Raw genomic sequence first — 11,359 nt, forward strand, 5'->3', positions numbered from 1 at the left:
CAATTGATTGATACTAATAAGTTTGCACAAATATAGTGCGCCCCTACTCTTAATCGCTCATTTATCCCTTAAAAATAACGCCATATTATAACAAATAATCAGACAAATCGCATGCTATATTTGTCAGCTTATTTTGCTAGCGCTTATCTATCGATATCGACGTCTGTAGAGCCCAGCTATTTAAAAACATAGAAAACATACTCAATCGTCGGTTACTGGTTTTGACCCTTCAATATTAAACGTTCAGCAGGCAGATAAGCTTTTTGTTTGCTATATAAATAATTCAGCATCTGCTCACGTATCTCACAGGCCAGTGTCCATGCTTCTATGGGACCTACCCCTGAAACAGCGCCGCGCAGGTGAATAATGTTGGCAGTCACCTCAACGACAAACATTTCAGGCTCAGTTTTATTGTCCCAAAGCTTATTGTCTTTAACCGCCGATATAAATTGCTGGCGAATGGTGTCAATATCTGCGCCATAATCGACATATAAAAACACAGGGCAAGTCTGATGTACTTCGGTATGTGACCAGTTTTCTACCATTTCGGTGATCAGTTCGCGCATCGGCACGATCAATCGACGTTCATCCCATGTTTTGAGTACCGCATACGTATAACGCAGGTCTTCAACGGTACTAAAGTTGCCATCCATTATCACACTATCGCCAATCCGTACCGGCTGGGTCACGGCCACCTGTACCCCAGCAATGATGTTACCCAGTATCGGCTGCGCGGCAATTCCAATGACCACGCCTGCAATACCAGCCGAGGTCAATAGCGTCTTACCAAGGCCTTCCATGTTGGCAAATTCACTGAGACCAATCCAAATACTGCCCAAAATCATGACAAAAATAAAGACGCGGCGAAATATCGATACATAAGTACGGCGACGGCGCTCTTTATCAAAGTGCTCTTCAGCCAGATTTTCAATTTGTAGGCTTTGATAGCGATTAGCAAAAAAGTTAATAATGCGAATGCCAAGCCATAAGGTACTAAATACTAGCCCAATCCAGATAAGCGGACGAGTCGATGAAGCTACCGCATCCAAATAAGGAAAGCCCCCTGACACCAAAGTAAAGACGAGCAAAAAACTGATGGTAAAAGTCAACGGCACGGTCAGCTTATTAACCAAATCTGCCACGCCATTAGTACTACCAACATAATTGCTGTATTTTTCATCGTCGATATAACGACTGATGATTTTTTCCGTGCCTTTACTGAGTAACCATCCTACTCCCATGGTCACTAAGAAAAACAGTGCTAATGCCAAAAACTCCCATAGTGCGATACTAAAAATCTTAAGTTTTAACCACCCAGGTAAATAACGCTCAAATTCCGCTGGATGATATTGCTCATAGAGATTGTCAATATTATCAACGGTCTGTGCAGAAAACACCCAAATAGGCGCAGCTTCACCAACCCGTACTCGTTGCAAATAGATGGGAACACGGCGCTCACGATAGTCGATATAGCCTAGCTGAATCGAACGTCTAGGGATACCCATGATACTACTGGTATTGCCAAGTGGCGGCTCGATTAAACCATCTGGGCGATCTGGCAGATCATCAAAGACGTAAAGCTCTTTTTCCGTTAACAAAAATCCAACCGTTTTGATAACTCAAGCGCGTGGTTACGCTGAATTTTCTGATCGATTAAATTCATGTTGAGTGCATAAGCAGCCAAGTCGTATTGTTGCTTCATGACCGCTGACTGAAAAAACTCTAAAGTCGCTAGTGGCGTGGTTAAATTTGGCAGTTCAGACAATGGCGGCAAGCCTACATTGAGCTTGTCTAGCAAATAATAACTTTCATTGTATTCACCCGTCAGTCCAGAATCGCCCTGCAAATTACCCGCTTGCTCTACTGCATTACGCTCGGTAGGATCAAATATTTCTTCTGCAACGCCAGAGATACTGAGGCTTTCGTCTTTAATTGTATTGATTTTCTGAGTGGCATATTCAGCCAGATTATCGGGCTTGCTGACTGAAGTCGATGACGAGCTGGACTGCTCATCATCAACTTGTTCGCTATCGCTTTGCATATCACTAGTGCTTGCGGCATTAGCGGATGCAAACACAGCACTCATGCTGACTATAAAAAAAACTAATAGTAATGACAAAGTACTGGCGCGCACATTCCAACGTTGGCCGTTAGGATAGTAGTCACCGTCGGTATCAGTTGCTATACAATGACCGCCAACAATGCTCTTTTTGAGAATATTCATATTTTAAAAGCCATTAATTCACTTGATGTTTGCATCTCTTAAAGTTTGCCTACAAAGCTTATTCTTACATATATTGCATAGCCAATTTAGCTTCATCTTTCTTGTTTGACAGCAATTTGTCTTGTTCTTAGCACCATTTTTAGAATGATGATATACCCTAGTTTAGCCTATAAAAAAAGCCAGCTCAAAGCTGACTTAGTTTATGACTATCTATATAGGTGTTCTGTAACGTGATTGCCTTAAGCGCGGCGCCATGTCGTGCCAGCACGGCTGTCTTCAAGCTCAATACCAGCATCTTTTAGCTGCTCACGTATCTCATCAGCACGCGCAAAGTTTTTATTGGTTTTGGCATCCGCACGCTCAATGATTAAACCATCGATAGTGTCATCGGTTAAACCATCATCTGCCTTGTCACCAATCACTGCTTGCAAAAACTGTTGAACTGGCTGCTGTAAAATATTGAGTACCTGTGCCAACGCTTTGAGCTGCTCTGCTAATTGCCATGCAGTGTCTACATCTTCGGCTTTAATGGCTTTATTAATATCACGCGCCAGCCCAAACAGTACACTGATCGCCGTTGAACTATTAAAATCATCGTTCATGGCTTTGATGAAATCTTGTCCAGCACTGCTGCTATAAGCATCATTTATCAGCGTATCACTGACGACGAGCACCTGCCCTTTTTGTTGTTCGGCCAATTTTAACGCATTATATAATCTGCTTAGGCTATTATGTGCTTCGTCCAATGCGTTATCAGAAAAATTGACTTGGCTGCGATAATGGCTTGATAATAAGAAAAAGCGCACCGTCTCAGGCAGATATTTTGCCATCACGTCACGAATGGTAAAAAAGTTACCCAACGACTTGGACATTTTTTCGCCATCGACATTAATGAAACCGACATGCATCCAGTTACGCGCGTATTCACAGCCAGTCGCGGCTTCAGACTGCGCTATCTCGTTTTCGTGATGCGGAAATTGCAAGTCATGACCACCGCCATGAATATCAAAGGTATTACCTAAGCACTTAGTCGACATCGCTGAGCATTCGATATGCCAACCTGGACGCCCTTGTCCCCATGGTGATGCCCATTGCGGCTCATTAGGTTTCGCGGCTTTCCACAGCACAAAGTCAAACGGATTGCGTTTGTCATTTTCGACATCGACACGTGAACCTGCTTGCATCTCATCGAGATTACGCTTAGATAATTTACCATAATCTGCAAAATTATCGACGGCATAGTAGACATCACCATTGTCGCCTGCGTACGCATAATTACCTGTGACCAAGGTCTCAATCATTTGCTGCATATCATCGATATGATCAGTCGCGCGCGGCTCAGCGTCTGGCATCTCGCAGCCAAGAGCGGTTGCATCCTCGTGCATGGCTTCAATAAAACGCTGCGTTAACGTACCAATCTCTTCGCCGTTTTCGGTGGCACGAGCGATGATCTTGTCATCAATATCGGTGATATTGCGCACATAATTAACGTCATAGCCTAACTGAGCCAACCAGCGCACTACCATGTCAAAACCAACCATCACCCGCGCATGCCCAATATGACAATAATCATAAACGGTCATACCGCACACATACATGCCTACTTGCCCTGATTTGAGTGGTACAAACTGACGTTTTCCGCCAGTCAGTGAGTCATGAATAGCAAGCTGAGACATCGCATCGGCAAGTGGTGTGGTCATGGTTAAAAAGCCTTTTAATATAAATAAAATAGATAAAATAAAAACAAAAATATAATCAATGTTTGGATATTAAACAGCACTGACTATGGTCGTTATAACTGTAAAAACAACGGCAACATAAAACCTAACCCATTATCTTAGCGAAAACAGCCATAAAATACTACAATGAGCCCGCAACTAACATCATTCAATCATAAAAACTGTTAAGGATTTAGATATGGGCAATCGTTTAAGCAAAATATATACGCGTACTGGAGATGACGGTAGCACTGGCATGGCAGACGGCAGCCGCGTCAGCAAAGCAGACAATCTATTTAGCGTAATGGGTGATATCGACGAGCTTAACTCACACATTGGTCTGGTACGTGCTCAGTTACAGCATAATAAAGGGCAATCTATAGAAAAAGAATTTTCTCAAGCGTTAGTCATCATTCAGCATTTATTGTTTAATATCGGTGGTGAGCTGGCTATGCCAGAATATGAAGGCGTCAATGCCACTCACATTACATGGTTAGAACAGCAAATTGATGCGATGAATACCACCTTGCCGCCGCTAAAAGATTTTATCTTGCCCACAGGTTCGGTATTGGTCAGCCAACTGCACGTTGCGCGTACGGTCTGTCGCCGTGCTGAGCGCCAAGCAGTGCTATTACAGCAAGAGCGACCACAAGCGATTCGCAGTACGGCCGTGAGCTTTATCAATCGCTTATCGGATTGGTTGTTTGTCGCTGCTCGCTTTTGTACAGATCCAAACAAAGTCTCTGAAGTCTTATGGGACAGTCAGGTATTACAAAAATTCGCTGATAAAAAATAATTGCGCATGACTACTTCAGTGGACTAAAACGCTAGAATCAAGCCCTAGAATCAAGCCCTAGAATAAAATATAAAAAAGCCCGCAACCTTAACACTGCGGGCTTTTTATTGACTAATCGATACTATTCAATCACGACAATATTATTCGAAAACAGCTTAAATATTACTAATTAGTAAGTAGCGCTGTCATCTTCAATAATGACCATATCGATACTTTCATCTTTAGGTACTGATTTCGGTACAGCGGGTGTGGCTGGGGTTTTAACCTCAGGAGTGGCTGACGCGCTGCTATCCGTATTACTACTGCTTGGATTGTTAATAGTCGGCGGCGTGGCAGGCTGAGTAGGACGAATCGGCTCAACTGGCTTGACTACTTGAGGCTGACGAACAGGTGCTGACTGACTGTCATCGTTTTGTGCTGCACGGCGCTCAGTGCTGCGCTGGGCGCGCTGCTCATCCATCGCTGATTTAAATACAGAACCTGCCATCACATCGGCGACCACAGTAATCAATGCTGGCTGCCCAGCAATACGTGTGCGTACTTGACCGCCTTGAGTACCAACGACATAGGTAAAGGCATCATCAACCAACATGTTATTATTGATACGAATGTTATTTTGCGCTAAACGTGATTGTAGGCTCGGCAGATTGTTGGCTGCTTGTACTTGACTGGCTTGATACAAATCTTCGCTTGGCAACGTCATGCTCACACTTGCCTGACAAGTCGTCATACCATTGTCATTGGCTGCTTGTAAAACTGCAGCATTTTGTACATCAATCACAATGCCGTTGGTTTTATTAGTGATAGCGCCGCTAGCGAGACTGATCTCTGCATCATTTGCGTAGTTGGCAGCCAGCGTTTGTGCTTGTTGATTGAGCGTGTTTTTTAGAGCCGTTTTGAGACGATCTTGTACCATTGGGTCATCACAGCTCACCGCAGTAGCTGCGGTGTTTTCAGTAGACGCAGACTCTTGCTCTGTGAGCTCTGCCGTCTCTGTGGTATCTTCCTTCTCTGAGCGATCACAGCCAGCAAGCGCTAAACCACATACCATGCCAATACCAGCCACTTTATACCACTTGCTCACGTTTTTATTTGCTACGCTCATATTTCTTTTGCTCCCAATTTACTAATACGTACCGCCACTGATGGACAGTGATTGATGTTCAAACCGCAACCCTAGCTGCCCTAGGTTTGAAAACCAGATTATTATACGGTGTTTAAATAAAATGTTCATTAGTGTAGCCCATGGATATACAAATAACGCCCCTCATTATAGGTAAAACCTGTATTTAGTTGCAAAAACATAACAAATACATACTTATGAATTCGCTATAAATACGCTTTTAGACTACCGCGATCAACTAGGGTCTGTTGAATGTTTGACAGACAGTAAACCTATCCTAAGATTTCGCTCAGCTCATCTCTATAAAGTTTTTGGATAAAAAGAACCACATAGTAATATTGCTTTATCGAGCAAATTTTATTAGACGCTGTTGTTTTAGCACTATATGATTGCGCGTATCACTAACCAACCATATAAATTATGATAAATTTCGAAAACACGCTTTTATTGGGTCATCGCGGTGCGCGCGGCGAAGCATTAGAAAATACCTTTTCAGGCTTTGAGTACGCTCAACGTCTCAACACTCAGGGTCTAGTAGGGGTTGAGTTTGATGTACAACTGAGTGCGGATGGTCATTTAATCGTGTTTCATGATGACACGCTGCAACGCATGTGTGGTCAGCAAGCACGTGTTGATCAGTTAAATCTTACTGAAATTCAACGCCATTCGCAGTTTGGTCATCAGATTATGACATTAGGGCAGGTATCGCCGTTGCTAAAGGGCTTTACTGATATTGAACTGGAGATTAAAACGCATGACCGTACTGATTATGCTAAATTGGTACAAGCATTGGCACGCAACCTCATCGATAGCCCACTTGCCAAACTACCCATTGTGCTGACCAGCTTTGATGTAGAGCTACATGTTCGCTTGCAACGTCATCCATTACTAAAGCATATCTCTCGTGGCTTGCTCATTCGCACACCTGAAGTCTTAATGACTGCGCCGAATACCGCCTTGCAACTTGGCTGTATTCAGCTAGGTATCCACTATCCGCTGATTAGTCGAGAAGTCATTGAACATAGCCACCGTTATGGCTTGCCAGTGAGTGCGTGGACGGTCAATGATATTGACACGATTAAACAGCTGATCGCGTGGCAAGCTGACGTCATCATCACTGATTATCCAAGTCATTTACTGCTGGGTTAATAAGCATCGCCTTTATTTGATTTATTTAAAATCATCTACATATCTACGGTGTTATAGTCAAGCCCACATAAAAATGTTATAAACTAATTATCAAACCCAATTGTTATTATAAAGACCATGACTTACTCACTAGATTTTCGTATGCAAGTTCTTAAAAGCTTAGACGAGGGTATGACCTTTGCCGAGGCAGCTGAGTTTTACAATCTGAGCCCAACCACTATACAGAACTGGAAGAGACGTGTTCATAGTAAAACAACCAGGCAAACCAAACCCTATAAAATACCAGATGACGTGCTACTTAATGATGTTCAAGAACATCCCGATGATTACCAGTATGAGCGAGCTCGTCGTCTAAACTGTAGTAAAACAGGCATTTATCATGCCCTAAAGCGCCTAGGTATCAGTCAAAAAAGACCTTAGAGCATCCAAAAGCTTGCCCAATAAAAAGAGCGGCGTATCAGGGAAAGCTTGATAGCTTTACGCAGCAAGGCTATCCCATTGTCTATATGGATGAAAGCGGCTTTGAGCACGAGACCATCCGCTCTCATGGCTATGCGCTGATCGGTAAGCCTTGTATCGATAGCTACAACTGGCAAGGTAAAAAGCGAACCAACGTTATTGGTGCTCTGTATGAAAAGATGCTGTTTGCGCTTGATTACTTTGAGACAAACATCAACAGCATCGTCTTCTATCACTGGTGCAAACACAAGCTAATCCCAAGTCTTAAAACCAAATGCGTGATTGTGATGGATAACGCCAGATTTCATAAGAGCAAACGCATTCAAAAGCTACTAAACAGGCACGGGCATCGTATTCTTTGGTTGCCGCCGTACAGCCCAGACCTAAACCCTATCGAAAAGAAATGGGCTCAAGTGAAGTTTCTACGCCAAGGTTGGATGCAAAATGACTTATCCAAATTGTTTTATGATATTTGTCCAAGGCATAACATTTTTATTTTGAACTGACTATACTTACACTTCTCCTCAATGCCTGATAAGTCATCCATTATTTTCGTTAATACATTCCATAATCAATACAAGTTATTGTTATTTAGCAATATTTCTACAGTGTATAACTGTTCACTTTATTGATTTTTTAAGGTATCATATAGGCTTAAATTAATACCGTTAGGGATATTATATGATTGCAAAAAAAGCACTTGGCTTACCGCTTAAAGGCTTACGTTTCGCTATCAAATCTGGTGATACGCTTATCAAAGCCGCCAGCACTCAAGCCACACGTTTTAAGACACGTTTTGACGAGAGTAAAACTGCAAGCTCGCTTAATGAGCAGCCTGTTGCCAAACGCAACTACGCTCATGCTGCGGGAGAGCAAGATGTCTCTACTAAAGAAGACAGCATTGATATGCGTGAGTTCGAGTTTACAAAAGCGCCGATCAACTGGATTCCAGCGACTATCTTGGTAGCCACACCTATTGCTGCTGCGATCATTACACCATGGTATTTGTTTACTCATGATGTTAGCGCGCCAGTTTGGGGCGTATTTGGTGCCTTTATGGTATGGACAGGTATCAGTATTACCGCTGGTTATCATCGCCTGCTATCGCATCGTGCTTATAAAGCGCACCCGATCGTCAAAAACTTTTTATTGCTAGGTTCCACCTTTGCCGTACAAGGTTCAGCGTTTGATTGGGTTTCTGGTCACCGTACGCATCATCGTCATGTCGATGACCGCTTAGAAGACCCGTACTCAGCAAAGCGTGGCTTTTTCTTTAGTCACATGGGCTGGATGCTACGCAATTATCCTAGTGGTAAATTTGACTATAAAAATATCCCTGACCTAACCAAAGAAGGAACGCTGCAAATTCAGCATAAATATTATGGTCTCTGGGTTGCGGCATTGAATATCGGTGTGGTCGCTGCGATCGGTTGGTTATTGGGTGATGTTTGGGGTACTTTGGTCATCGTAGGCTTACTACGTCTAGTACTGACGCACCACTTTACCTTCTTTATTAATTCGCTATGTCATATGTTTGGCACGCGTCCTTATACGGATACCAATACTGCCCGTGATAACTTCTTCTTAGCTATCTTTACATGGGGTGAGGGTTATCATAACTACCATCACTTCTTCCAATACGACTATCGTAACGGGGTAAAATGGTGGCAGTATGATCCCACTAAATGGCTGATTGCTGGCCTATCGAAGCTGGGCTTAACCAGTGAGCTACGTACCGTTGATGACACCACTATCAAGCATGCAGAAGTACAAATGCAATTTAAAGCGGCTCAGCAGCAAATCGATACAGCAGCAGTGGGCGGTCTTGATCTTCCTCATGCCATGAGAAGCTTCCAAGATCGTATTAAGTTTGAATATGATGCCTTTATGCAGACTGTTGAAGAATGGCAAGCACTCAAAGCCAAAACGATTGAGCTGAAAAAGACAGAATATGCCGATCGCTTGCATGAAGTGGAAGATGAGCTAAAGCATGACTATGCCAAAATTGAACAAAAAATTCTTGAGCATAATAGCAATTTAAAAACCGCGTTTCGCTCGATTGGTATCAGTAAAAAGGCAGCATAATCGCTGATTATTAAACTGTATTTTATTACTTTTGTGATGAACGATAATTGTAAAGCTTCTCCTTCCCTCTATCTGCTACAGATAGAGGGTTTTTTTTGCTCATCCTTTATAGATCGTGTCGAACATTGATTTATAAAAATAAAAAGGACAAGTGGAAGCAATATCTTTGTTTGATAGGCTAAATGCATTCAATATTACTCATGGTTTTTGGGTGCGCTATTACAAGAGATGGACAGAGTGAAACGATGTAATATCAAGGCTATGCTATAGTGCTTTTATCGCCCCTACACTTTACTTATACTTCAAAAGCAGGAACGGCTTGTATGCGCTATCAAAATACCTATATCAATCTAGACACACGCCTTTATCATGAGCAACCGCCAACGCCGCTGGACAATCCACGTGCTGGACACTTCAATATGAAAGTTGCGCAGCAGTTAGGCTGGACAGATGATGAAAATCTGATGACCAACTGGGTTGAGATATTGGGCGGTCAATACATGCCAGCGGATTTTAAGCCATTGGCCATGGTTTATGCGGGTCACCAATTTGGGCAATGGGCAGGTCAATTGGGTGATGGGCGCGGCTTGCTGATGGCACAAGTGCTCGATAACAATAATCAATTGCAAGACTTGCACCTTAAGGGTATTGGTCTGACGCCTTATTCGCGGATGGGTGATGGGCGTGCTGTCTTGCGCAGCACTATTCGCGAGTATTTATGTGGTCATGCTCTTACACAATTAGGTGTTCCTTCCTCTAATGCTTTGGGATTTGTTGTCTCCGATACCAGAGTGCGCCGTGAGCGCATGGAAGCAGGTGCGGCATTGATGCGCGTGGCTGATAGTCACGTTCGCTTAGGTCATATCGAGTGGATTGCCAGCTTTGCTCCTGATCTACTCACTGAGTTCACCGATTATATGATCGACACTTATTATCCAGAGTGCCGTGATAGTGACGCTCCCATACTGACATTTTTAACCACGGTGGTTGAGCGAACCGCACGAATGATTGCTGACTGGCAACTGATTGGCTTTGCTCATGGCGTGATGAATACTGACAACCTCTCTATCACTGGTAGCACCTTAGACTTTGGTCCATTTGGTTTTATGGAGCGTTTTAATCCTGCTTGGATCAACAACCACTCTGATCATACTGGTCGCTACGCTTATCAGAATCAACCTGCTATTGGTCACTGGAATCTCAATGCTTGGCTGCCACATTTTATGCGCTTAGAGGGCGTAACGCGTGAGGCGTTAGCAGACTGTCTAGCGCCTTATGAGGCTACCTTTATGCAGCACTATCAGCAAGGGCTTTGTCGTAAGCTTGGGCTGCCGCATGCAAAAGAGAGTCTAACCTTAGCTTTCGAATGGCTAACCTTACTAGAAGACAACTTGCTGGACTATACCAATAGCTTCCGTGCGCTACTCGGTTTAGTCGCGCCGAATGAGCACCATTATGAAGAGCAGCTATTGTCAACCATGACGAATGAGCTTAGCGATCATGCCCAACAAGTCTGGCAAGATTGGTCGACTCGTTATATGGCTCAAATACAGCAGCTGCCACTTGAGCAAGTTATCGATGATATGCAGCACAATAATCCTGTTTATGTACTGCGTAATAGTATGGCGCAGCGTGCCATTACGGCAGCAGAACAAGGACAGTTCGAAGAAGTGAGTCGAGTATTCGATTTACTGGCTAACCCTTATCAGGTACAAGCAATCGCTACCCTTCTCGATACGATGCCGCCTACCCCACATGCGCCGCAAATGCCGATTAGTTGCTCGTCTTAATGATATGTTATTAAA

The 11,359-nt window shown here is 43.4% G+C and carries 10 protein-coding genes; 6 read left to right on the forward strand and 4 right to left on the reverse strand.

The window, feature by feature from the left end; genetic code table 11:
• Positions 1-212: 212 nt before the first annotated feature.
• The 3 genes from JMV76_RS07150 to cysS all read right to left on the reverse strand — a co-directional run bounded on the left by JMV76_RS07150 (position 213) and on the right by cysS (position 3,924).
• Entirely contained in the window at positions 213-1,598 is a 1,386-nt protein-coding gene (locus JMV76_RS07150; RefSeq protein ID WP_227690188.1) for a mechanosensitive ion channel family protein, read from the reverse strand.
• The gene (locus JMV76_RS14820) at positions 1,592-2,224 is read right to left on the reverse strand and encodes a hypothetical protein (RefSeq protein WP_227690190.1); all 633 of its coding nucleotides are present in this window, start codon (positions 2,222-2,224) and stop codon (positions 1,592-1,594) included. Before JMV76_RS14820 ends, JMV76_RS07150 begins: the two co-directional genes overlap by 7 nt.
• Before the next feature lie 239 nt (positions 2,225-2,463).
• Complete coding sequence (cysS, locus tag JMV76_RS07155; RefSeq protein WP_201502150.1) at positions 2,464-3,924, reverse strand: cysteine--tRNA ligase; 1,461 nt, start codon at positions 3,922-3,924, stop codon at positions 2,464-2,466.
• A 217-nt stretch (positions 3,925-4,141) separates the two neighbouring features.
• Between cysS and JMV76_RS07160 the strand changes: the two genes are divergently transcribed.
• Positions 4,142-4,738: a cob(I)yrinic acid a,c-diamide adenosyltransferase gene (locus JMV76_RS07160; protein ID WP_045446323.1), complete on the forward strand. Its 597-nt coding sequence runs from the start codon at positions 4,142-4,144 to the stop codon at positions 4,736-4,738.
• Positions 4,739-4,907: 169 nt separating this feature from the next.
• Here JMV76_RS07160 and JMV76_RS07165 read toward each other — a convergent pair whose 3' ends face one another.
• Positions 4,908-5,843, reverse strand: a complete 936-nt coding sequence (locus JMV76_RS07165) for a hypothetical protein (RefSeq protein WP_201502151.1) — start codon at positions 5,841-5,843, stop codon at positions 4,908-4,910.
• Positions 5,844-6,281: 438 nt separating this feature from the next.
• Here JMV76_RS07165 and JMV76_RS07170 point away from each other — a divergent pair, with 438 nt between their 5' ends.
• The 5 genes from JMV76_RS07170 (at position 6,282) to JMV76_RS07190 (ending at position 11,344) form a co-directional block, all read left to right on the forward strand.
• Entirely contained in the window at positions 6,282-7,010 is a 729-nt protein-coding gene (locus JMV76_RS07170) for a glycerophosphodiester phosphodiesterase (RefSeq protein ID WP_201502152.1), read from the forward strand.
• 117 nt (positions 7,011-7,127) lie between these two features.
• On the forward strand, positions 7,128-7,430 hold the full coding sequence (locus JMV76_RS07175) for an IS630 transposase-related protein (protein WP_201502153.1): 303 nt from the start codon (positions 7,128-7,130) through the stop codon (positions 7,428-7,430).
• 20 nt (positions 7,431-7,450) lie between these two features.
• Positions 7,451-7,975 (forward strand): IS630 family transposase, encoded by a 525-nt coding sequence (locus tag JMV76_RS07180; RefSeq protein WP_201502402.1) that lies wholly within the window; start codon positions 7,451-7,453, stop codon positions 7,973-7,975.
• A 400-nt stretch (positions 7,976-8,375) separates the two neighbouring features.
• Positions 8,376-9,554, forward strand: a complete 1,179-nt coding sequence (locus JMV76_RS07185) for an acyl-CoA desaturase (RefSeq protein ID WP_201502408.1) — start codon at positions 8,376-8,378, stop codon at positions 9,552-9,554.
• A 323-nt stretch (positions 9,555-9,877) separates the two neighbouring features.
• Complete coding sequence (locus JMV76_RS07190; RefSeq protein ID WP_201502154.1) at positions 9,878-11,344, forward strand: protein adenylyltransferase SelO; 1,467 nt, start codon at positions 9,878-9,880, stop codon at positions 11,342-11,344.
• The last annotated feature ends 15 nt before the right edge of the window (positions 11,345-11,359 follow it).

The organism is Psychrobacter cibarius, from assembly GCF_904845955.1.
Classification (GTDB): Bacteria; Pseudomonadota; Gammaproteobacteria; order Pseudomonadales; family Moraxellaceae; genus Psychrobacter; species Psychrobacter cibarius_B.

Coding starts and splice junctions, on each gene's coding strand:
- JMV76_RS14820 (WP_227690190.1), bottom strand. CDS start 2,224: ATGAATATTCTCAAAAAGAGCATTGTTGGCGGTCATTGTATAGCAACT.
- cysS (WP_201502150.1), bottom strand. CDS start 3,924: ATGACCACACCACTTGCCGATGCGATGTCTCAGCTTGCTATTCATGAC.
- JMV76_RS07160 (WP_045446323.1), top strand. CDS start 4,142: ATGGGCAATCGTTTAAGCAAAATATATACGCGTACTGGAGATGACGGT.
- JMV76_RS07165 (WP_201502151.1), bottom strand. CDS start 5,843: ATGAGCGTAGCAAATAAAAACGTGAGCAAGTGGTATAAAGTGGCTGGT.
- JMV76_RS07170 (WP_201502152.1), top strand. CDS start 6,282: ATGATAAATTTCGAAAACACGCTTTTATTGGGTCATCGCGGTGCGCGC.
- JMV76_RS07175 (WP_201502153.1), top strand. CDS start 7,128: ATGACTTACTCACTAGATTTTCGTATGCAAGTTCTTAAAAGCTTAGAC.
- JMV76_RS07185 (WP_201502408.1), top strand. CDS start 8,376: ATGCGTGAGTTCGAGTTTACAAAAGCGCCGATCAACTGGATTCCAGCG.
- JMV76_RS07190 (WP_201502154.1), top strand. CDS start 9,878: ATGCGCTATCAAAATACCTATATCAATCTAGACACACGCCTTTATCAT.